Raw genomic sequence first — 23,214 nt, 5'->3', positions numbered from 1 at the left:
CGTGTTGGATGGATGCTGCGGCAACTGTGCTGTTTCCATCTCGATCCAAGCTGTTCCGCACCAGCACAATGGGCGAAACAGCTTGGATCTCGCACGAGCAAACACAAACGCTGAAATGTTCGATTGTGGTAAGACAAGCGGCGGTGTCTCACACCGTCACTCGCACAACCTCCTCGATCGACGTGATGCCTTGCTTCACCTTGTCCCAGCCGTCGGCACGCAAGCTGGTCATGCCTTCCTTTTCGGCTTGCTGCTGGATTTCGAGAGCGGTGCTGCCAGTGGCAATCATCGATTCCATGGTGTCGCTCACGCCCATGACCTGCTGCACGGCGACACGTCCGTGGTAGCCGGTGTTCGAACATTCCTTGCATCCGACCGGGCGGAACACTGTGGGAAGTTCGTCGCCTTCCTTCCACGGCACTTCCATCAGACGCAGTTCCTGCGGCGTCGCCTTGTCTTCCTTCTTGCAATACGGGCACAGGCGGCGGGCAAGTCGCTGCGCCATCACGGCACACAGTGATGCCGAGATGAGGAACGGCTCCACGCCCATCTCCACCAGACGGGACACGGCGCTCGGCGCATCGTTGGTGTGGAGGGTGGAGAGCACCAAGTGGCCGGTCAATGCTGCCTCGGTTGCGATCTTCGCAGTCTCGGCATCACGAATCTCGCCGATGAGCACCACATCAGGGTCGGCACGCAGGATGGACCTCAAGGCGGCGGCGAATGTCATGCCGGCCTTTTTGTTCACCTGCACCTGGTTGATGCCCTTCATGCGGAACTCGACAGGGTCTTCGACGGTGATCACGTTGATTTCAGGGCGCGCCACGTTGCCCAACGTGGCGTACAGCGTCGTCGACTTACCTGAACCGGTAGGACCGGTGACGAGCACCATGCCATACGGGCGGGAGTAGGCGTTTTTGAACACTGTGTAATTGCGTTCCGAGAAGTTCAGATCCTCGACTTTGAGGTTGCCGGCTGGTGTGGAGAGAATACGCATGACGATTTTCTCGCCCCACACGGTGGGCAGCGCTGCGACACGAAGATCGATGTTCTTGCCGTTGTGACGCACGGTGATACGGCCATCCTGAGGCTTGCGGTGCTCACCGATATCCATGTCCGAAAGCACCTTGATGCGGCTGATGACGCCTTGGGTCATCTCACGCGGGGCTTTCTGGAACACGTGGAGCACGCCATCGATGCGGAACCTTACCTGCAGGCCGTCTTCCTGAGGCTCGATATGGATATCGGAGCAGTGGTCGTCGATTGCCTGGTTGATGATAAGCGACACGAAGCGTGCCACAGGGCTTGACGCTTCGGCGTCCTCTTGACTGTCGTCGAGCTGGACCTCCCTGCGGGTGTTGGCGACGATCTCGTCCGAGATTTCCTTCAGCTCATCATTGGCGCGCAGATAGCGGTTGATGGACTGGTCCACCTTGCTCGCAGCGGCGACCATGGGCAGCACGGTCATGCCTGTTGCCGCGGAGATGTCGTCGATCGCCGAGAAGTTCGTCGGATCGGACGTGGCGACCGCGAGCTGACCCTTGATGATGTCGATGGGCAGCATGTGGTTCTTGCGGCACAGTTCGCCGGGCACGATGTTGACGACCGTCTTGTCGATCTGATATTCGTCGAGATCGACGTACGGCAGGCTCATGCTGCGTGCGAGCTGCTGCGCTTGTTGGGCCTCCTTCTCATCGGCGCTGAGAAGCTTCGCCTGCTGGGCTTCCGCACGTTCGGCGGCGGAATCGTCGGATTGGCGCGGCTGGTTGTTCTGACCATTCTGACCATTCGGAGCAGAGGCGTTGTGCCCGGTGGGTTGTCCAGCAGCCTGGCCGTTGGATTGCCCGGACTTGTCACCAGGCGTGGCGGGCGAGCCGGGGTTGGTACCGCTGGCGCCTTGGCGCGTTCCCGGGCGCATGGCAGGCGGCATGCTTTCACGACGCGCGTTGGCGATCGCGGAGGCGGCGCGTGCCAATGCGTCATCTGGGGAGGATGCATTGGGCAGTGCATGGCGGGGGCGTGTGGCATCTGGCGGGTTTGCGCCACCATTTACGGACGTCACATACGGATTTCCGTATTGATCGGTGCCATATTGCTGACCTTGGCCCTGTGGGTTTGCTGAGAAGTTCGAGTATCCCTGCTGGAACTGCCCTGATTGCGTATTGTCCCATTGGCCTGAACCGTTGTTCGATGATTGCTGTGCCAGTGACTGACCGTCACCTTGCTGGCCAGAGCCGTCGCCGGCGAATCTCCTGAGGAACGGAAACCGTTCTGTAGGTGATGCGTCTGCCATCTTTCCCTCCCGTCGAGTATGCATCGTCGCAGCCGTGCGCCCTGCGGTCATCGCAATTAGCCCTGTGCAAAACCACTCCCACGTGGGTGCGCCCAGACACGGCTTACGCCGACGCATGTCTTACGCAGCAAGTGTACCGCACGAGCAGGCGTTCCCGTTACTCCCATTCGTTACCTTGCGCACAGCGCAACTGCACGCCAGGCTTTTGCTGCCCGTGCGATTGGGAATGACGATGGTGATGACGGTCATAGTGGCGAGGTCCTTGGAGGATTTTTCTAGGTGATTGTGTGTGGCAGGGGAGCGAGTGGGGAGGGGATGCGAAGAGAGATGGACAAGAGGTATGTTCGATGTAATTCGTTCGAGATTCGGGACATTGGGTAGAGGCATGTATAATGTGACCTATTGAAAGGGATGGCGAAGTTCAGCCCTGACACCGCACTGGCGTATCGCCGTGCTCGGAACGCTCCGAGTGTGCAGGAAACGCCAATCCAGCAGGCGTCGTGGGTAGAAGGGCGCCGCGGCTTTCACGACGCGTCGTAGCGGATGACGTTGTGACTGGAGGAATAGATGATGATTCGACGCATATTGTCCTCGGTCCGGCAGGATGAGGCCTCATCGGAGGATGACTGCGTGGCTCGGGAGACAGCGGTTGCCTGTGGGGCACCGCAACCACAGACGACGATGAAGAGGAACGGCACATCGGCGCGGTTCCGTGGTGCTTTGGCAAGGCATCGGCGTAACCAGCAGGGTTTCACCATCGTTGAAGTGCTCGTCGCACTGCTCATCCTTCTTCTTGTCGGCACCGTCGCCGTGCAGTTCGCAGTCAGCGCCATTCATACGTCATACCAACAGCAGCAGCGCGCTACCGCCATGACGCTGAGCACGTCCGGAATGGAAAAGGTGCGTTCGCGCATTCGCGGCATGAGCGGCGACAGCTACCTTGCTTCAATCACGGCAGGAACCACCAAGGATCAGGCAACGCAGGCATACAACGCGCTCAAAGCTGACGACGTGGTGCGCGATGGTGACTTCCAGCTTGCATGGTCCGACGGCACGGCGCCCGCCTCCGGTTCCATCGCGTATTCTGCCGTTGACACCACCTCGAGCGCTGAGACCAACGGCACCGAATTCAAGGTCTATACCGTGGTCGGCAAGTGCTATCGCATCGCGGAAGGCGATTACAGTTCCAACAACGCCGCATGCTCTGCCATCGACACGTCGTCGATGGGCATCCCCGAATATGTGGATTCCGATAACGGCACATCCGCTGAACTCACCGCTGCCATCACCGATCCGACCAAGTGCGCGAAGGGTGCGTTCAAACTGGGCAGCACCACCTATGAACCGATGCTGCGCGTCACGGTCGCAGTCGAATGGCAGTTCGGCGGTTTCGGATCCAGCGGCGAAAAGGAAGTGTACGCTACGTCCGAATACCTCGATTGCAGCCCTGAAGTCGATATCATCGTCAAAAGCTAGGGGCGACGCATGATGACGTGCATGGCAATCGAAACAAAGGGCGGAGAGACCGAGCGGAGAGAAGGAACGCAGATGGACGAAATGACTGGAATCACAGGATTCTTTCGCCGTCAGGCCAAACAATGGCATGAGGCGAAGCTCAGGGCGTTCCGTCGCCGCGGACTCGGCACGGATCCTGCGCAAAGCGGTGTGACGATCGTCGAGCTCATGGTCGCAATGACCATGTTCAGCATCTTTACAACGATGTTCGCCACTGCGATGGTGCAGTTCATGCACACGTCGCAACGCTCGCTGATGCGCACGCAATCCGCCACCGAAGTGGGCACTGCGACGATGCAGATTTCCCATTTCGTGCAGTTCGCCAAGGGCATGCAGACCGCCAACTCCGCCGATGGCAAGAACCAGGTGCTGTTCGTTCTGCTGCCGGGCTATGCCGTGGGCAACCAGGGCACATCCGAGGAACAGATGAATTCCGACCTGTGCGTGCGCATCACGTATCACACTGCGCAATGGGCCGGCGGCAGGATGTCTGACGCGGGCACGTTGAGCTGGACTTCCGCACGCCTCGTCAGCGGTGCCACAGGGCCTGTGACGTATGACGATTCCGCCGATGCCGTGTTCGCCAGCCGTATCATCAATTCGCCTTCCGCAACTAGCCCATACAACCGTGACCTGTTTGAGGTGAACGGCAGCGAACTGACGTTCCGACCTTCCGATGGCGCAACCATCGGCGGTTCGGTGATTGCCAGCAATACCGATGTGATTGTGACAGCCCGCAACTACGACGCTTCGAGCGCAATCGCCCAGTGCGTCGTCATGCCGTGAGGTGAGCCGCCATGAACTGCAAGACGAATGATACTCATCGCGATATGCACAACAGCACCATGCATCACAACGCTGACGATATGCATAATTGGGGAAGGGAGCACAACATGCCCAGTATGTGCACAGTTCTGCATCGCAGGGCGAATCGGCAGACGGGCTTCACGCTTGTCGAACTTCTGGCGGTGATTGCAATCATGGCGGTTCTCGCTGCCGCTTCCATGCCCATGATCATCAACCAACGTCGTTCCAGCGCACTCCAGGAAACCCGTGGCGATCTGCAGACGATGGTGGCGACCATGAACTCCTACATGGTGAGCAATTATGGTGAGATGCCCAACGTTAAAATCACTTGCAACGACAAGGCGTCCGTGAGCTCTGCCTCGGGCACTGGATCGTGCCAGTTCCCGTGCAATCCCGGCGGTTCATGCGGCAGCTCTGCAGAGACAGTGGAGGTGTACACGGGCACATCGGGTTCCACATCAACGGCGACCAGCGGTTCGACAGTGTCCAGCGCCAAGTATGGCCCCATTGAGACGCTCGACAAGTCCAAGAACGTCAAAATTGTGTATGCCCCTTGCTATTTCAACCACGAGGGTTCAAGCCTGACGCCATGCGACGCCAGCAATTGGGCGCAGCCGACAACACGAAACTTCGACGTATATGCATACAACGTGAACATGGCGCCGAGCATCAAGGCGTTGCTTTACAAGTCGAAGACCGGCAAGTACTACAAGGTGCTCAATGTCTCTACGGCCGATGCAGTCCCTTCAGGATGCCAGGCTGATTCCGGATCCAACGAAGTGATCTGTGAACTGGGCTGACGTCGCTGTTCGCTGTCGTGTGATGTGCCTGCCGCGTTTGTGCGTGGCAGGCACATGTGCGTTGAGGGGAGGGGCGGATCAAGCAATCGCCGAGCGATGGCGGAAACTTCGAACGCGTTATTTCATCGAACAATTCTGTGCTACATTGAGAACTGTTCAGCAGGTGACGAAGCTAGGATAGGGGTTCGTCAACCAGGCTGTGTTGCGAAGGCGCACAGTGCTTAATGCACCGATTGTTCGAGGCATTGGCACACAGCTCCAGCTGGTACGCAACAGCGACTTGAAAGCAACGGCGACTTGAAAGCGCGGAAAGGCAGGCTCATCATGATTTGCCGCAACATCAACAATGCAGTCAGCAACAAAGAATGTTGCGAATCTGTCTTTGAAAGTCATTTTGAAAGCCATTTTGAAAGTCATGGTGTGATGAATCGACATCGTCAGGCAGAGCGCGGGAAGCGGAGCCAACGCGGTTTTTCGCTGGTGGAATTGCTCGTGGTGGTCATCATCATTGGCATTCTGGCGGCAGTGGCCGTGCCCATTTACCTCAACCAACGCAGAGCGGCATGGAATTCTGACGCGCAGTCGGATGTGAAAAACGCGCAGATCGTGGTTGAGACCGCTGCAACGTCCAACAAAGGCAAGTTGCCTACGCAAGACAGCAAAGGCGATCCCGTGAACTACCCGGTCATATGCGAGGGCGGGGCTTCTGGAGCCACTAAGGCGCTGGCTGACCAAACCCTCACGTGCTCGGCGGGCGTGACCATCACCGTCACCAAGACAGGGGATGCAACGTATACGATCACTGGAGAGCATGAAAACGGTACGAAAAAATACACCTACGATTCAACATCACATGGTGTGACCGAAGAGGATAAGTGACGGAACCATCATTTATCGAACATTCGATCGCCGGCTCCCTGAGGAGTGGATGATGGTCATGTGTTCGATATTTCGAATTTTTGGTCGATTGTGTGTCGATTGTGCACTACACTGGTAGGGAAGGAACATGCGGGATGGGCGCTGGCGCCAATCCCGAGGGAGCAGAGCTCGAGGCACGGTGCCTATGCTGTGTCTGAGGGAGGAACGGTTATGGCTGAAGAAGCAGTAAGCACCACATGGCATTACAAGGGCATACTGAATTCACAGAAAGTCAGCGGTGACATCGAGGCGTCGGGACGCTCGCAGGCCATCGAACGTCTCCGCCGTCAGGGGATCATGCCGACGGATTTGGTCAATTCCGCCGATGCCACGGGTCTGCAAATGGAGCTGACCCTCGGCAATGGCCGCTTCCCGAAGAAAAAGGATTACGCCGTCATGGCTCGCCAGCTTGCCACGATGGTCGCCGCTGGTGTGCCGCTGGTGCGGTCGCTCAATATCGTGACCGAGCAGGTCGAAAACAAACGTTTGCGTGACGCGCTTCGTCAGTGTGTCAACGATGTCGAGAACGGTTCGTCGTTCTCCGATGCCATGGCGCACAACGAAGACGACCTGTTCCCGCCGATCATGGTGCACATGGTGCGAGCCGGTGAGGCAGGTGGCTTCCTCGACGGCGCCTTGCTCACCATCGCCGATAGCTTCGAAGCCGATGTGAGGCTGCAGCAACAGATCAAGTCCGCAATGGCATACCCGATCGTGGTGCTGTGCATCGCCATCCTGCTTGTCGGTGTCATGCTCCTCACCATCGTCCCGGTGTTCAAAGACATGTATGACTCGATGGGTGCAACGCTCCCCGCCATCACCATGGTGTTGGTGCGCATGGGCAACGCCGCGCCTATTGCGATTCCGACGCTCATCATCGCTGCTGTCGCCTTCACTGTGTATTGGCGTTCGCATCGCAGCAAGATGTACATTCGCCAATGGTGGGAACCGTTCAAGCTGCGCGTGCCGGTGTTCGGCAAGCTCAACAACAAGGTGTGCCTGGCCCGCTTCTGCCGCAATTTCGCGTCCATGCTTTCGTCTGGCGTGCCGATTTTGGAGGCCCTCGACATCGTCGGTTCCACGTCTGGCAACATCGTGTATGAGAACGCATCGAAGAACGTCGCCCGAGAAGTCGAGAAGGGCGCCAAGCTCTCCGACGCCATGGGTCTGCAGACCTGCTACCCGAACATGCTGGTGCAGATGGTTGCCATCGGCGAAGACGCTGGCGCCATTGATCAGATGCTCAACAGCGCCGGCAAGGCGTATGACGAAGAGGTCCAGGCCACGGCAAAGTCGCTCACGTCGCTGCTCGAGCCTGTGATGATCTTGATTCTGGGCTCCGTCGTTGGCTTCATGGTTCTGGCACTGTACATGCCTATGTTCAGCATGTACGACGCCATCCAAAACATGTGATCATGTGATAGGGAGGCATCACATCATGAGGAACACACCGTTGTGGAAGTACTGCGACGCCCATTTCGGCGCTCGCATCCGCAAACGTGCCCATGGAGAGTCGGGCGCTGCCATGATCATGGCACTGCTGTTCACCGTCATGGTCATCCTGACGCTGACCATCGTGACATCCGTGTTGGTGGGGCAGGCAATCCCCTTCAAGACGAACAAGCGCACGCAACAGGCCACGTATGCCGCGGAGACCGGTCTCGAACTGGGGCTGAGCTTCTTGCGTAGCGCGCAGCAGCAGGCGAAGGCGGATGACAACTATCAGGCGTTCTTCCCCACGATTAACTCCCAGTCGGATGCGACGATGTCGAACGGTCGTACCGATGATCCCAAGGAAGCGCAGTTCGTGACGGCAGGTGGCAACACCATTGTGTTGGACTGCGTGACGCAATCCCATTCCGACGGCACCGCGGATTTGCAGAGCGTGATGGGTACCGACACCCCGCGTTGCCCCTCCATGAACTCCGCGACGGCATCCACCACCGCACCGGGCACGTCTGATGTCAATGACTATTCCGCTGCACGTGTCACCTACCGTGTGGAGATCACGTACTGGAAGTCCGATCCGTCAGTGTCGGATTCCACCGGCAACCCTGCCGCCGAAAAGGTGAGTGGAGTCACCGATTTCTCGAATGCACGGTATGCCTTGGTGACTGCGAAGGCGTATGGCACCCGCTACGCCAATGCAAACAAGGGCAATTCACAGCTTCCTCTCATCACGCTGCAAGGCATTTATCAGTTCGGTGTCACTCAAAAGTCGAGCTCCCCGATTCCGCCGGGCGGGGACGGCGTCGGAGGCTCCTCTGATGGTGCCTTCACGTTCAACGATAATGAGCAGGGTTCGTCCCAGCATGCATGGATCAAAGTGACGTCCCAGACGCTGGCGAACGATGACAAAGACGTTGCCACTGTCACGGGCATATGGACCGAACACATCAGCGAGCATATGGAGTCCGGCAGCACCGCATACATCGATGACCCGGCAAATGAGACGTGCATGGTTGCGGCGGATTCCAGCGGCAATGTGTCCACGAGCTACACCCCGGTCGAAGGCTCCAAGGTGCGTATCTTCAAACGTGCATGGAGCAATGACCCCAAGGGCAACGGTAACACGATGACCTATACATACACGCCGCAATGCCAGGCCAACGGCGGCTACCCGAATGCGTGGATCTATACCGAGGCCGACACCATTCGGCTGGCGGGCACCAATCTGTGCGTGACGGGTCTCGACCCTTATAAGAGCGAGAACTATGGCACGTCGGCATGGGCGACGCTGCAAGAGTGCGGCACCAGCTACACCCCGAATCACTACGATTCCAGCGGCCATTCCACAGGCACCAAGGTCGATCTTCTCAATGGCAAGCCGGGCTATGACACTACTGCCGAGCTCAATGACGCCAACAGTGCTCTCAACAAGATCCAGAAGTGGTCATTCTACTTTGGCTTTATCAACGCCGGATGGAGCAACAGTACCGATGGCAGCACCAAGTTCGCCACCGGAAATGTTGCCAATGGTTCATACTTCTCGGTTCTGTACCCTGCAGACACCAGTGTTGAATCCGATCACGGTGGTTGCGGTTCAGATGTCGACCCTGAGCATGATATGAGAACCTGCTACCTGACGGTCGGCAAGTGGAAGCGCAATCCTGGTGCCACCGGTTACATTGATAACGACAACGAGCGTACGTTCCTCCAGTCCTTGGGCCATGGCGGTGAAGCGGGCTATGAGACCAGCCAGGTCGTGAGCACCACTGGTGCCTGCATGCAGGCACGTCCAATCGGTTCCGGCCACTGGAATGTCAGCAACGTCGTCACCAAGCAGTGCTATGTCAACGCCGAACCCCTCACATCGTGGTGCTATCAGCAGATTCTGCGTGGTGGCAGCGTGGATACGTCGAAGACATATAACAACAAGTTCTGTGGCACGCGTGCCGACAACGAATACACGAAGTACGACAAGATCACCTATGACAGGCCGACGAAAACCGACGGAACGATCGACTACGACCAGACAAGTTACCCCGTGCGGCTGTCGTGGAACGGCGGATGCCTTAAGACCGACGGCACGGGTGCGGAATCGATTCTCAAATCCGTGTCCACCCCATGCAATTCCTTGTTGGGTGATGACAGAGTCGAATTCGTGCGTACGGAATACGTGGGCAAGGATTCGAACTTCAACTACAAGTTCGTTTTGAAGTCCAGCCTGAGCGGTGGCTACGACGCGTCCAAGTTCGATTCCAGCGCCAATGTCGCCGCAACAAACAGCGCTTACTCCGGTGCCCTGTGCTTGCAAGAGATGAACACAAACAGCGGTTGGGTCATGGGCACCAACGGCACGGACCGCAATACGCAGCAGTACGCTGAGATGTTCCCCTATGTGGCATTGCAGACATGCTCCGCGACCACGACGGATAGGTACGGCCGTACATTGACCACGCCGCAGCAGTGGAACGCGCCGGCGGCATCCCAGGGCACCAATACCCGCATCGATTCGGGCAGCACGTCCACAGCCACCAGTGAAACGTCCCTCCAGTCTGCATCCGCAGGCTTCATGAAGGTGCGCGAATACAATCTCGACGCTCTGTGCACCGATTCTGCACCTGTGTCGGGCACAGCAGCAAAGGGGTATTCATGCTGGACGGTGTGAGCATTGCACTACTAGAAGTCATCACCTTCATACTCGGATGCTTCCTGGGTTCGTTTCTCGGTGTGGTGATTTGGCGCGTGCCCAATCACATCAGCATCGTGAACCCCAAGCGCAGTTTCTGCGCGAACTGCAACGCCCAGATCGCGTGGTACGACAACATCCCGCTGCTGTCGTACGCGGTGCTGGGCGGGCGGTGCCGCCACTGCAAAGAGCGCATTCCGTTGCGCTGCCCGGCTCAGGAAGCCCTGACCGGCCTGTGCATGGCAGCCGTCGTCTACGGTGCAGTGGCGGGGGAGTACTCGTGGTGGGCGTTGCCTGCGTTCCTGTATCTGATGGCGATCAGCATCGTTGTGGCATACATGGACATCGACCATCACATCATTCTTAACGTCATCGTGTTGCCGTCATACGCAGTGAGCATCGTGCTGCTTGCCCTTGCTTCCGGCATGACAAACAACTGGGGTGCGTTAGGCCGCGCCGTCATCTGTGGCGCGATATTGTATGTGTTCTACTTCGTGCTCAGCATCATCTGGGCAGGAGGCATGGGAGACGGTGACGTCAAGCTTGCGTTCCTGCTCGGCATGAACATGGGATGGCTGGGCTGGAAGCAGTTCATCGTCGGAGCCTTCATGGCCTTCATCGTGGGAGGTCTGCTGGCTTTGATACAAATGGTACGTAAGAAGGTCTCTATCCATGGTGGGATACCGTTCGGCCCTTCCATGGTTGTGGGGGCTTGGATCGGCGTTTTCGCCGGTCAGGTCATCGCTGATCTTTATTTACGAATTGTTGGTCTCGCTTGATACCGGCGAGGGAGAGGAACTAGCGAGGGAGAGCTCATGAGCCAGATAACGGCATTGATGCTGTCGAATGATGCTGTGCGAGCGGCTGTCATCGATAACCCCTATAGCGCCAAGCCCCGGGTGCAGCACTTCCATATGGTGCCGCTGCCGCCTGGGTGCGTGCAGGATGGGGAAGTGGTCGATGATGCTAAGGACAAAGTCGCCAAGTTGCTGAGCACTTTGGTCACACGTCACAAATACCCGACGCAGAACACGGCATTGGCGTATGCCAGCCGCCGATTGGTGCTGCGCGAGGCCAACTTCCCGGACATGGCGTTGGAAGAATTGCGAGAGACGCTTCCGTACCAGGCCGAAGGTCTGATTCCGCTGCCGGTGGACCAGTCGCGCCTTGATTTCGTGCCGCTCACCAAGGAGCAGACGAACCAGGGAACGATGCTTCACGGTCTCATCGTGGCAACGCTTCGCTCCGGTTTGGAAGGAGTGTCGGAAGTCATTGAGAAGGCTGGCTTTGTGCTGACCACCATCGATGCCGCGCCGTTCTGCCTGGCGCGTGTGTTCGCAAGCTCCAGCGTCAACAGGGTGCAGGCCATCGTCAATGTTGGTTCCAGCAACACCGATGTGATCGTGATGGACAACACCGTGCCGCAGTACGTGCGTACCGTCACGGCAGGTGACAATGACGTCATCGATGCCATTGCCGAGGCTCTCACGATTCCTCGCGACAACGCCATCCAGATCAAGCGCCGCATCGGTCTGCAAAACGTCGTGGGCGACAAGAAGCTTGAAAAAGCTGAGGAAGTCATCCGCGAGACCGTTGCACAGCTCATCGTCGGCGTGCGCAACACGATTAACTATTACGACAACACGCACCCTGACAATCCTGTGCAGACGATCCTCCTCACTGGCATCGGCGCCACGCTCGGTGGTTTCCCCGCCGTGTTGGCAAGCTCGACGAACAAGGTCGTCCGCTTGGGCGATCCTTTCTCGAACTTCACGCTGTCGAAGGACGTCACGAACCAGAACATCGCCGCGCACGCCGCTGATTATGCTGCTGTGCTCGGTCTGGCACTAGGAAAGAGGCCGCAATGAGTCTGTCATTTGGCAACAAGAAGGGCAAGCAGCACGGCGATCACACCCCGCAGGGAGTCCAGACCACGTCGAACATTCCGCCGGTCGGAGCGGAAGACACGCAGACCCAGCCGATTGTCAATGGTCCCAAGCCTCAAAAGAAGAGCCTGAAGGATCTTTTCGGCAAAAAGCAGGTCGTGCGTTCCGTCTCCAACCCCAAGGATTGGAACTTCCGCACCGAGCTCATTCCTCGTTCCGTCGTGAGGCGCAACAAGGACCGCGTGGTGCGCAATGCGATGATCTATGTCGACATCGCCATTGTCATATTGTGCGTGCTTGTCACGATTCTCATGATGGGGATTGTGAAGCATGCCGAAAAGGGCATCACAGAGGCACAGAACCAGTATCAGGCTCTGGTGCAGCAGAAGAAGCAGTACCAGGACGTCGAAGATACCCTCAATGCCGTCAGCGATGAGCAGATGGTGTCGATTGGTGTTCTGTACAACGAAGTCGATTGGAAGAAGGTCGCCGAGCAGTTCAATGCCTCGCTGCCTGACAACGGCACATACAACACGATCGACATGAGCGAATACCAGCTCGTCGGCTCCGGATCGCAGACATCCGGCAGCACGAACTCAAGCGTGTGGAGCAGCGGCGGCGTCATCACCGTCAACTTCACCGTGGCCGATCCTGACTTCATCAAGGCCCAGGATTTCATCGAGAAATACAAGAACATCGACGGCTACGTTGACGGTGCCGTTGCGTCCATTACCGGCGGTGACGGCAAATACACCTACACCGGTAGCGTGACGCTGCACCTCATCACCACCAAGGATGACGGTTCCGAAGTTAAGAACACCACGGCACGTGGCGATAGCTCCGCAGGCGTCGAGGATGCCAACCGCCAGCTGCTCGCCCAGCTGCGCGAGCAGCTTGAGGACGAGGCCGCCGGCAAGTCCACGACATCCACGTCCACCGCAACCGGCCAGTCCTCGGATTCCAGCTCTTCGAGCGCAGAGTAGTAGAGAGGGAGCACAGAAATGAACAAGTACAAGATTCAGTACATCGTCATGGCGCTGCTCGCGGTGATTCTCATCGTCATCACTTACTCTGCCATTGTCACGCCGAAGCTTTCGGCAAAGGCAAGTGCGGAGCAGCAGGCGCATGCGATTCAAGACAAGAACGCCAAGCTTGACGAGCGCATCCATTACCTGATGAAGGTTGAGCCGCAGATCGGCACGCAGAAGGATCGTCTGGCCCAGGCTCAGCGTCAGATCCCTAGCTCCTACGACCAGCAAGGATTCATCAGCAACCTCAACGACGCCGCTACGCAGTCCGGTGTGATGATTCAAACCGTGGGGTTCACCGATGCCTCCCTTGCATCGCTGCCTACGATCGCAACGTCCAAGCTGACGATCGGCGTGCCCGTGCAGGTGCCGGTGTCTATCAGCGCCACGGGCACATACGATCAGCTGCGCGACTTCGTGAGCAAGGTGCAGTCCATGATGCGCATCGCGGTGCCGAACTCCGTGAGCTACGACTTGGGTGATACCGGCGGCGCCGATCCGAGCTGCTCGGTGACACTGCAGCTCAACATCTGGTCCATGCTGACGAATTCCACCACGGTCTCCGGATCTGCTGCCACCGATGCGAATGCAAATGTCAGCGGCTCGAGCACCACGGACTAAACGCATGACCATTCGCTACACGGCAGCGGCATGACGTGCTGCATTGCTGTGAAGCGCTGAATGCATCGCAATTCACAGTGCGAATCCACACGGTGCGCTGTGTGAGTGATGCGAATGCCCATGGCCGACCTTCGAAAGAAGGCCGGCCATTTTTAAGTGGCGCCGCTTGTGTCAGCGCATGGCATTAAACTGAACCCGGTTCTATAGGCCCAATCAGTACAACCAGAAGGTGCACAGTGGCAGTTTCCAAACTCGATGAAGTCGTTTCCCTGGCCAAGCGCCGTGGCTTCGTGTTCCCCGCCGGCGAAATCTATGGCGGCACGCGATCTGCATGGGATTATGGCCCGCTCGGCGTTGCCTTGAAGGACAACATCAAGCATCAGTGGTGGCGTTCGATGGTGCTCACGCGTGGCGACGTCGTGGGCGTGGACACGTCCGTCATCCTGCCGACCGATGTGTGGGTGGCGTCCGGCCATGTCGCGGTTTTCAACGATCCGCTGATCGAATGCCTCAGCTGCCACAAGCGCCATCGCGAGGACACCCTGCAGGAGGCCTATGAGCACAAGCATGGCCATGCGCCGGCTTCCGACAAGGACATCCCGTGCCCTGACTGCGGCACCGTGGGCAACTGGACGGAGCCGCGTGATTTCAACATGATGCTGCAGACCCATCTGGGCCCCGTCATGGATGAGAACTCATTGCATTATCTGCGTCCTGAGACGGCACAGGGTATCTTCGTTGACTTCAAGAACGTGCTCACCGCATCGCGATCCAAGCCGCCGTTCGGCATCGCCAACATGGGCAAGTCGTTCCGTAACGAAATCACGCCTGGCAATTTCATCTTCCGCACCCGTGAGTTCGAGCAGATGGAAATGGAGTTCTTCGTCAAGCCCGGCACCGACGAGGAATGGCACCAGTACTGGATCGATACCCGCACCCGTTGGTACACGGATCTGGGCATCAATCCGGCGAACCTGCGCCATTACGAGCATCCGAAGGCCAAGCTCGCGCATTACTCCAAGCGCACCGTCGACATCGAATACAAGTTCGGTTTCAAGGGCTCCGACTGGGGCGAGCTCGAAGGAATCGCAAACCGCACGGATTACGACCTTTCCGCACACTCCAAGCACTCCGGCGAAGACCTGAGCTACTTCGACCAGGCTTCCGGCGAGCGCTACACGCCGTATGTGATCGAGCCGGCTGCAGGCCTGACCCGTTCGCTCATGGCATTCCTCGTCGACGCCTACGACGTGGACGAAGCGCCGAACGCCAAGGGCGGCGTCGACAAGCGCACGGTGCTGCGCCTCGATCCGCGTCTCGCCCCGGTGAAGGCGGCTGTCCTGCCGTTGTCCAAGAAGCCTGAGCTGCAGAACATCGCTCACAACCTCGAGGCTGACCTGCGCCAGGATGGCTGGATGATCGATTATGACGAGGCTGGCGCCATCGGCCGCCGTTACCGTCGCGAAGACGAAATCGGTACGCCGCTGTGCATCACCGTGGACTTTGACACGATTGACGACAACGCTGTGACGATTCGCGAGCGCGACACCATGCAGCAGGAGCGCGTCGCGTTGGCAAACGTGGCGGATTATGTGCGTGAGCGCGTGTCCGACAAGCGCGTGCGCATCCCCGGCGGCCCCGCTGAAATCACCGGTGTCCGTGGTGCTGATGGTGCCGTGGACTACCAGGCCGAAGCAGGCGAGGATGAGTCCGCCCCCGTCAAGGTCGAGGAAGCCGGCGGCGAGAACGCCTGATATGACGGCTGATTCCACTTCCGATACGGCGGCGGTTGTGGCGGCATCCGGCAATGCCGGCGCTGCTGCATCCGCTGCCGTTTCCGCATCTGCATCCGCATCCGCTGCCGATGGCACAACGAGAGGGCTTCCTGGCGCGTTCATGCTGGGAAGCCATCGCGTGACCACACCGGTCATGTTGTCGCCGATGGCGGGCGTGACGAATTGGCCATTCAGGGTGTTGTGCGAAAGCTATGGCCCCGATGGCCTGTATGTCGCTGAGATGATCACGGCGCGTGCGCTTACCGCGCACAACCCCAAGGCTTTGAGGCTATGCCGGTTCGCTCCGAGCGAGACCTTCCGCTCGCTGCAATTGTATGGGGTCGACCCACATATCCTGGAGCAGGCGGCTGGCATCGTTGTCGACAACCACATGGCTGACCACGTCGATCTCAACTTCGGCTGCCCGGTTCCCAAGGTGACGCGCCGCGGTGGGGGATCGGCTCTGCCGTGGAAGACCGACCTGTTCCGTGAGATCATCCGCAAGGTCGTGCACGTGTGTGCACCGGCGGGAATACCGGTCACTGCGAAGATCCGCGTCGGCATTGACGACACCCATACGACGTTCCTTGACGCCGGTCGCATTGCGCAGGACGAGGGATGCGCGATGGTCACGCTTCATGCGCGCACGACCGCTGAATATTACGGCGGCCATTCCGATTGGGATCGCATCGCGCAGCTTACGCAGGCGCTGGACATTCCGGTGTTCGGCAACGGTGACATCTGGACGGCGGAGGATGCGATTGCCATGGCGCAGCAGACGGGTTGCGCCGGCGTGGCGATTGGTCGCGGGTGCCAAGGTCGCCCGTGGCTGTTCGCCGACATCCGCAATGCCTTTGCCGGCTCCCCACAGCGAGTGAATCCCACGTTGGGGCAGGTTGGTGCGATCATCGAACGCCATGCCGCGCTGCTCGTGGAGTTCTACGACGGCGATGAACGCATGGCCGTGCATGACCTGCGCAAGCATTGCGCGTGGTATCTGAAAGGCTTCCCCGTGGGCGGGGATGTGCGTCGGCAATTCATGGAATGCGAAAGCCTGGACGATGTGCATCGGGTGGTGGACTCCCTCGATCCAGACGTGCCGTTCCCCATGCAGATTGCCGACAAGCCACGTGGACGCGTGCGGTATGCCAAGAAGGTCCGTCTTCCTTATGATTGGCTGGAGTCGCGCACATTGAGCGACGAACAGCGTCGTGACCTTTTTGAATCCGATCCGCTGGATGACGTCTACTGACGCATGGTGCGCGACGCATGGTGATCGATGCCGTCAGGCGCAGGTCGTCGCGATTCGTTGCGTATTATGTTGTGAGAAAAAACAACGCGAGTTGTGCGCGGCGCGGCGTATTTTGGCGATTGCTGCGTTAAAGTATTGAACAAAGCGTATTGACAGGAGTTCAGGAGCATTATGAGCGATTTCGATGTGAATCCCGACGCCGAGTCCGGGTTCGATACCGCTGGCACGGTCATCCGCGTTGTCGGTGTTGGCGGTGGCGGCGGCAATGCCGTCAACCGCATGATCGAAGAGGGGATTAAAGGCGTCGAATTCGTCGCCATCAACACCGATTCTAAGGATCTTGCGCGCAGCGAGGCAGATGTGAAGATCACGCTGTCCGATGAGACGAGCCGTGGTCTGGGCGCGGGCGGAGACCCGGAGAAGGGTGCCAAGGCTGCCGAAGACCATGAGTCCGACATCGAAGAGGCTCTCAAGGGCTCCGACATGGTGTTCGTCACCTGCGGTGAGGGCGGCGGCACCGGCACCGGCGCATCGCCGATCGTGGCACGCGTGGCACGCCAGCAAGGCGCCTTGACCATCGCCGTCGTGACCCGTCCGTTCGCTTTCGAAGGCAAGCGCCGCGCGGCATCTGCAGAAACCGGCATCGAGAACCTGCGGGAAGAAGTCGACGCGCTCATCACCATTCCGAATGAACGACTGCTGGACCTTGACCCGAACACCACGTTCGTCGAAGCCTTCAAGCGTGCCGACAGCACCCTTGTCGCAGGCGTGCGCGGCATCACCGACCTCATCACGAACCCGCATCCGTATGTGAATGTCGATTTCGCCGACGTGTGCAGCACCTTGAAGAACGCTGGCACCGCGCTGTTCGGCATCGGCACCGCCCAAGGCGACCAGCGCTGCCTGCAGGCTGCCGAGCTCGCCATCGCATCGCCGCTCCTCGAGCAGGGCATTTCCGGCGCTCATTCCGTGCTGGTGAGCATCTCCGGACCGGAAGACATGCTGCTCTCCGAAGTGAGCGAGGCCATGGACATGATCTCCAAGACCGTGCATCCCGAAGCCTCCATCACCATGGGTGCGACGCTTGATGATTCCTATGGCGACGGGGTGTCCGTCACCATCGTGGCAGGCGGGTTCACGGCGAACGACGATTCGGCCGTGGAAGCAGGTGCTGGCGCTTCCGCCACCGTGCTTCCGTTGGACAAGGCCGCTGGCGCTGCCGCGTCTGCTGACGCGCCCGCCGCTGCCGCCCAGACCCATGCCGCCACCAGCACGCCGGCATACCAGCCGGCGTCCGACGACACTGCCGAGCACACGGTGTTCGCTCCCGCCAACAGCGGGGGAGTGCGTGCCGATGGCTACCAGTCAGGCTCGTACGGTCGCAAGCCGTTCGATGATGACGATGATGACGACGAGCCGGCCATCCCGGACTTCATGCGCTGAACGAACCTCGCCATCACGCCACGCCGTCGCGCCGCAAATCGCACATGATGTGGTTTGCGGCGCGTTTTACGTGGCATAATGATAGGGATTGTGTAACTTTTCCTAGAAGCCTTTGCGCGAAGGAGCTGTGATGGCAGGATTCATGAAGAACGCTATGTCATATCTTGGCATGGCGGACCCTGCAGAGGACGAAGACATGTACGATTACGACGATGAGTCTCAGGACCAGGATGATTCCTCGTTCGATGCAGACGCACCCATCCAGCCCCAATCCACCACAACGCCAGATATTTCGGCAGGTACGCGATCCGCGTCCATTACCCCATTGCACCCACAGATGAGCAAGATTCTCACTATCGCCCCCAAGGCATACCATGACGCCGAAGCGGTCGGCCGCGCCATCCGAAGCGGCGTGCCGGTCATCCTCGATTTGTCGAACACCTCGGACGCCGAGGCGTATCGCATCATCGATTTCTCCTCCGGCGTCGTGTTCGGTCTGCGCGGAAAGATCGACACCATCACATCCCGCGTGTATGTGCTGACTCCTGCACAGGTCGAGCTCGAAAAACCCGAACATCGCTGAGATAAGGTGACCCATGGTCTTCGGTTTGGTCGACAGAATCTGTGACTTCGTCATAGATCTGTACATTCTTGCATTGATCCTTCGGTGCGTTTTCGACTGGATCGACGTGCTTTCCCGCAAGCCCTTGTCGGGATCACTCGTGGGCATCAGGGATTTCATTTACACAATCACCGAACCACCGTTGCGTGCGCTGCGTCGCGTGTTCCCGCCGATTCCGATGGGGCGTGTGTATTTCGACACAAGCTTCATCATCTTGTGGATCGCGCTGGGATTGCTCCAGTGGCTGCTGTAACGTCTTCTGCATGGCATCAGCGGTTTGTGAGTGAAGCCGCTGATGGCTGCATACGGAATGGTTGAGGTCGTGCCTGTGCTAGCATGGGTACGATTCGATAAGTAGCTCGCTGCCGCTTCGCACACCCTGTCGTTCCCCGACGACTCGGCTGCGGTGCAATGGCCTGCGAGTTGACTCGACGGGCAGACGTCAGCCGAGGAATGAATTTGTAGATTTGCAAAGGGGAACATACATGGCTCTGTTGACGCCGAGTGACATTCGAAACCATGTCTTTCCGATTGTCCGGTTCAAGGAAGGCTATAACATCGAGAAAGTCGATGACTTCCTCGACGAGGTGACGGACACGGTTGAGGCGCTGGGCAGCGCCGCCGCACATGAGGGTGCGACACAATCCTATGGTCCCGAGCTGGCGAAGCTCAATGACAAGCTCGCTACGATGCAGGCTGAGAACACGCAGCTGCGCGAGCAGCTTGCCGCGGCAAGCTCCCAGACCGCAGACGCCGGTCATGTCAATGAACTCACTGAGCAAAACAACCAGCTGCGTGCTCAGCTGGATGCCGCATCCAGCGAGCTGTCGCAAGTCAAGCAGCAGTTGGCTGACGCTTCCAACCCGGCGCCGACCGTCAACACCGAGCAGCTTGAGACCCTGACGAACCAGAATGCTCAGCTGCGCAGCCAGGTCGATCAGCTCAATTCTCAGATTGACCAGCTCACCGCTCAGCAGGCAGCCGCTGTCGCGCAGGCCACTGGCGACACGGATGCCCTCAATCAGCAGATTGCCACGATCACCAAGGAACGCGACAGCGCGCGTACGCAGGTGAACGAGCTGCAGAAGCAGCTGGATTCTGCCAAGCACCAGTCTGATCAGTTCCAGCAGCAGGTGCAGGATTCCCAGACGCAGGTTCAGAACGCCAAGGCGCAGGCCGCACAGTTCCAGCAGCAGGCCACGCAGTTCCAAAGCGAAGTGCGTTCCACCCGTACCCAGCTGGAGCAGGTGCAGCGCGAACTCGAGGATTCCAAGAAGCGCGAGGAATCGCTGCGCCAGCAGGTGGCGGCGAACGAGCCGAGCACGGAGACCGGCAGCCTCGAGAAGATCAAGTCCGCTGCCCAGAACGCGCAGACCGAGCCGGAACGCGCCACCGCCATGTTGCAGCTGGCCATGCAGCTGCACGACCAGTATGTCGACAAGGGCAAGGCTTCCGCAGCCCAGCTGGTTGCCGACGGCCAGTCCAAGCACGATGACTTGGTCAACAAGGCCAATGCATACTCCACGAAGGTGCGTGCGCAAGCCGAGGATTACTCCACGCAGGTGCGTCGCGAAGCGGATTCCTACTCCGACCAGACCCATGCGGATGCCGATCAGTACTCCGCACAGACGCATGCCGCTGCGGACCAGTACTCCAAGGAAACGCACGATGCCGCCGACCAGTACTCCAAGGAAACCCATGCGGCTGCCGACCAGTACTCCACGCAGACGCAGCAGGCCGCGGACCAGTACTCCGACAAGAAGCATGCCGAAGCCGATCAGTACGATGCCAAGACCCGCACGTCCGCTGAGGATTACGCCAAGCAGGTCAAGGAGAAGCTGTACGCGGACTCCAAGGTCATCGAAAGCAACATCGACGGCCTCAAGCAGTTCGAGAATCAGTATCGTGCTCGCCTGACCGACTTCCTCACTCAGCTGACCGCGCAGGTGTCGGATTCCGACAACTACAACGTTGACAAGAGTTCCTCGAAGGATGGCGAATCCGAGGATTCCGCAAAGGACGCCGAATAATCGTCACTGCTGCAGCCGACGCTGATGACTCTTAGGGAGCCATGATTGTCGGTGCATCAGCTGCCATAGCGGGATGCTTCGCATACAGCGGGGCATCCCGCTTTTGCTATGCCGCCTGCACGGCCGCCTGCACGGCCGCCTGCATATCCACAACAGTGTGCGCTTGGGCTCGTGCCGCGCGGAACCGCCGTGCGATATCATGGCAAACGACAAGCGGCCCACGCCGCCGCTGTGTGAAGGAAGGAGAACAACGTGGCACGCACCGCAGACCAGTCGGACACTGGTAAGTTGGACCCAATCACCGTGGATGCAGACAAGCCCGACACGGACACGTCTGACGCAGCGAAGTCCCGCGACACATCTTTCACAGCGGGTGATCCTCAGGCTTCGCACTCCAAGCGTTCGTCGCGCCTGGCGGTGTTCATTGCGGTGATTGCTGTGTGCGTGATTCTCGATCGGGTGTCGAAACTGGCAGCATTGCGTTATCTCGCTGACGGCAGGCGCGTGAGCGTGCTGGGCAACGCGCTGGGTCTCAAGTTGTTGTTCAACCCCGGCGCATCCCTTGGCATGGGGTCGGGGGCTACGCCCGCGATCGCTTTGCTCGCATGCGCCGCCTGCGTCTTGCTGTGCGTGGCTGCGTGGCGCACGGAGAGCATGGCCTGGACCGTTGCGCTGGCATTGTGCTGCGCCGGCGCCTTGGGCAACCTGATCGACCGTGTGTATTACGCCACAGGCGTTCTCAATGGCAAGGTCGTGGATTTCATTGACTACGGTTGGTCCATCGGCAATGTTGCGGATGTGGAGCTGTTTGTGGCTGCTATCGTCGTTGTGGTGCTGGTGCTTGCTGATGTGCCTTATGCCGCACGGCGCAAGAAGCCAGCAGATGACGGTGACGGCGGCGGTGACGGGATGCTGGATGGCAGCCATGCCGATTCCTCGCAGCGCGAAGGCGGCGCGGCATGAGCATGGTTCCAGCCCCTGATGCGTTGATTGGCAAGCGCCTTGACGTCGCCATTGCCAAGATGATGGGTGTATCGCGGTCACAGGCAGCCGAGCTCATCGAAAGCGGACAAGTGAGCTTGCTGACTCGCCACGCTGACAAGTCAGCTAAGCTGCTTGCCGGCGACATTGTCGATCTTGAGCTTCATGATGAGCAGGAAGTGCCCGAACCGGTGTGCGACGAGATGGAGATCGTCTATGAGGACGATGACATCGTTGTCGTGAACAAGCCGGTCGGCGTTGCTGCCCATGCCTCGGTGGGGTGGACGGGGCCGACGGTGCTAGGGAGCCTGCTTGCCCGTGGCGTGCACATCACCAGCATGGGCGCGGCAGGGCGTCAGGGCATCGTGTCTCGTCTTGATGTGGGTACGTCCGGACTCATGCTCGTGTGCAAGTCGGACCTTGCCTACAAAGAGATGCGCCGGCAATTCGCACAGCATGAGGTTAAGAAAACCTATCATGCAATCGTCCAAGGCAATCTCAAGCAAGACAAAGCCACGATCGAAGCGCCGATTGGACGCGCGAAGGTGAGCGATTTTCGTTTCACCGTCACGCCGGCGGGCAAATCGGCGGTGACACATTGGGATGTGTTGGAGCGCTTTGGCGATGCCACGCTCGTGTCCGTGAACCTCGAGACAGGGCGCACGCATCAGATTCGTGTGCATTTCTCATCCATCGGCCACCCCTTGGTCGGCGACCCCATGTATGGGGCGAATCCCAAGTTTTCGCAGGAGCTGGGGCTCGAACGGCAGTGGCTCAATGCCACGATGCTCGACTTCCGGCATCCGCGCACCCACATCTGGCAGCATGTGGAATGTGGCTATCCGTCGGACCTGCGGCATGTGCTCGACGTGCTGCGGACGACGAGCGCCGCGCAGCGTGCCGCCGATGAGATGAAATGACTGTCGCCTCCGGCGTGGCGGGACTGTGGCAGCAAGTAGGGAACGGCAGGGTGCGTCAGGGCACGGCGGTGGATGACGGCGACAGTGGCAGCGTTTGATTTTCGTTCGAAATATCGTGCAGACGACACGCGAACGAAGTGGGCGATTGCATGCGGTGAATATCGAACAGATGTTCGAGTGGTACCATGTAT

General features: G+C 58.9%; 19 protein-coding genes. 18 read left to right on the top strand and 1 reads right to left on the bottom strand.

Features of this window, described 5'->3' with window-relative positions; translation table 11 throughout:
* Window positions 1–148: 148 nt before the first annotated feature.
* Window positions 149–2,293, bottom strand: coding sequence for a GspE/PulE family protein (locus CLV65_RS04640; RefSeq protein ID WP_244569097.1), 2,145 nt, complete (start codon window positions 2,291–2,293; stop codon window positions 149–151).
* 630 nt (window positions 2,294–2,923) lie between these two features.
* Here CLV65_RS04640 and CLV65_RS04635 point away from each other — a divergent pair.
* The 18 genes from CLV65_RS04635 (at window position 2,924) to CLV65_RS04550 (ending at window position 23,023) form a co-directional block, all read left to right on the top strand.
* Entirely contained in the window at window positions 2,924–3,769 is an 846-nt protein-coding gene (locus CLV65_RS04635) for a prepilin-type N-terminal cleavage/methylation domain-containing protein (protein ID WP_157847220.1), read from the top strand.
* Between the two features lie 72 nt (window positions 3,770–3,841).
* Window positions 3,842–4,594 (top strand): PulJ/GspJ family protein, encoded by a 753-nt coding sequence (locus CLV65_RS04630; protein ID WP_094690791.1) that lies wholly within the window; start codon window positions 3,842–3,844, stop codon window positions 4,592–4,594.
* 107 nt (window positions 4,595–4,701) lie between these two features.
* Window positions 4,702–5,415, top strand: coding sequence for a type II secretion system protein (locus tag CLV65_RS04625; protein ID WP_211278395.1), 714 nt, complete (start codon window positions 4,702–4,704; stop codon window positions 5,413–5,415).
* A gap of 324 nt (window positions 5,416–5,739) precedes the next feature.
* On the top strand, window positions 5,740–6,294 hold the full coding sequence (locus CLV65_RS04620; RefSeq protein WP_244569096.1) for a type IV pilin protein: 555 nt from the start codon (window positions 5,740–5,742) through the stop codon (window positions 6,292–6,294).
* Between the two features lie 210 nt (window positions 6,295–6,504).
* The gene (locus tag CLV65_RS04615; protein WP_094690790.1) at window positions 6,505–7,746 is read left to right on the top strand and encodes a type II secretion system F family protein; all 1,242 of its coding nucleotides are present in this window, start codon (window positions 6,505–6,507) and stop codon (window positions 7,744–7,746) included.
* Between the two features lie 25 nt (window positions 7,747–7,771).
* On the top strand, window positions 7,772–10,444 hold the full coding sequence (locus tag CLV65_RS04610) for a hypothetical protein (protein WP_100346276.1): 2,673 nt from the start codon (window positions 7,772–7,774) through the stop codon (window positions 10,442–10,444).
* Window positions 10,429–11,244 (top strand): prepilin peptidase, encoded by an 816-nt coding sequence (locus CLV65_RS04605; RefSeq protein ID WP_094690788.1) that lies wholly within the window; start codon window positions 10,429–10,431, stop codon window positions 11,242–11,244. The genes CLV65_RS04610 and CLV65_RS04605 overlap by 16 nt, the downstream gene beginning before the upstream one ends.
* 36 nt (window positions 11,245–11,280) lie before the next feature.
* The gene (pilM, locus tag CLV65_RS04600) at window positions 11,281–12,333 is read left to right on the top strand and encodes a type IV pilus assembly protein PilM (protein WP_094690787.1); all 1,053 of its coding nucleotides are present in this window, start codon (window positions 11,281–11,283) and stop codon (window positions 12,331–12,333) included.
* Window positions 12,330–13,334 (top strand): hypothetical protein, encoded by a 1,005-nt coding sequence (locus tag CLV65_RS04595; RefSeq protein WP_094690786.1) that lies wholly within the window; start codon window positions 12,330–12,332, stop codon window positions 13,332–13,334. The genes pilM and CLV65_RS04595 overlap by 4 nt, the downstream gene beginning before the upstream one ends.
* An 18-nt stretch (window positions 13,335–13,352) precedes the next feature.
* Window positions 13,353–14,000, top strand: a complete 648-nt coding sequence (pilO, locus tag CLV65_RS04590) for a type 4a pilus biogenesis protein PilO (RefSeq protein WP_094690785.1) — start codon at window positions 13,353–13,355, stop codon at window positions 13,998–14,000.
* Window positions 14,001–14,236: 236 nt separating this feature from the next.
* Window positions 14,237–15,754 (top strand): glycine--tRNA ligase, encoded by a 1,518-nt coding sequence (locus CLV65_RS04585; RefSeq protein ID WP_094690784.1) that lies wholly within the window; start codon window positions 14,237–14,239, stop codon window positions 15,752–15,754.
* 142 nt (window positions 15,755–15,896) lie between these two features.
* Window positions 15,897–17,027, top strand: a complete 1,131-nt coding sequence (gene dusB / locus CLV65_RS04580; protein ID WP_094690945.1) for a tRNA dihydrouridine synthase DusB — start codon at window positions 15,897–15,899, stop codon at window positions 17,025–17,027.
* Between the two features lie 171 nt (window positions 17,028–17,198).
* On the top strand, window positions 17,199–18,470 hold the full coding sequence (gene ftsZ, locus CLV65_RS04575; RefSeq protein WP_094690783.1) for a cell division protein FtsZ: 1,272 nt from the start codon (window positions 17,199–17,201) through the stop codon (window positions 18,468–18,470).
* Window positions 18,471–18,600: 130 nt separating this feature from the next.
* Window positions 18,601–19,053 carry a cell division protein SepF gene (locus CLV65_RS04570; protein WP_094690782.1) on the top strand — a complete coding sequence of 151 codons (453 nt, stop codon included), beginning with the start codon at window positions 18,601–18,603 and terminating at the stop codon, window positions 19,051–19,053.
* Window positions 19,054–19,066: 13 nt separating this feature from the next.
* Window positions 19,067–19,345, top strand: a complete 279-nt coding sequence (locus tag CLV65_RS04565) for a YggT family protein (RefSeq protein WP_094690781.1) — start codon at window positions 19,067–19,069, stop codon at window positions 19,343–19,345.
* Window positions 19,346–19,577: 232 nt separating this feature from the next.
* Window positions 19,578–21,122: a DivIVA domain-containing protein gene (locus CLV65_RS04560; protein ID WP_094690780.1), complete on the top strand. Its 1,545-nt coding sequence runs from the start codon at window positions 19,578–19,580 to the stop codon at window positions 21,120–21,122.
* A 411-nt stretch (window positions 21,123–21,533) separates the two neighbouring features.
* The gene (locus tag CLV65_RS04555; RefSeq protein ID WP_094690944.1) at window positions 21,534–22,085 is read left to right on the top strand and encodes a signal peptidase II; all 552 of its coding nucleotides are present in this window, start codon (window positions 21,534–21,536) and stop codon (window positions 22,083–22,085) included.
* A complete protein-coding gene (locus CLV65_RS04550) occupies window positions 22,082–23,023 on the top strand; it encodes an RluA family pseudouridine synthase (protein WP_094690779.1) in 942 nt (313 codons plus the stop codon). The genes CLV65_RS04555 and CLV65_RS04550 overlap by 4 nt, the downstream gene beginning before the upstream one ends.
* The last annotated feature ends 191 nt before the right edge of the window (window positions 23,024–23,214 follow it).

The sequence above is a fragment of the Pseudoscardovia suis genome (assembly GCF_002797875.1).
GTDB classification, from domain to species: Bacteria; Actinomycetota; Actinomycetes; order Actinomycetales; family Bifidobacteriaceae; genus Pseudoscardovia; species Pseudoscardovia suis.
This window is presented reverse-complemented; position numbering and strand designations above follow the sequence as displayed.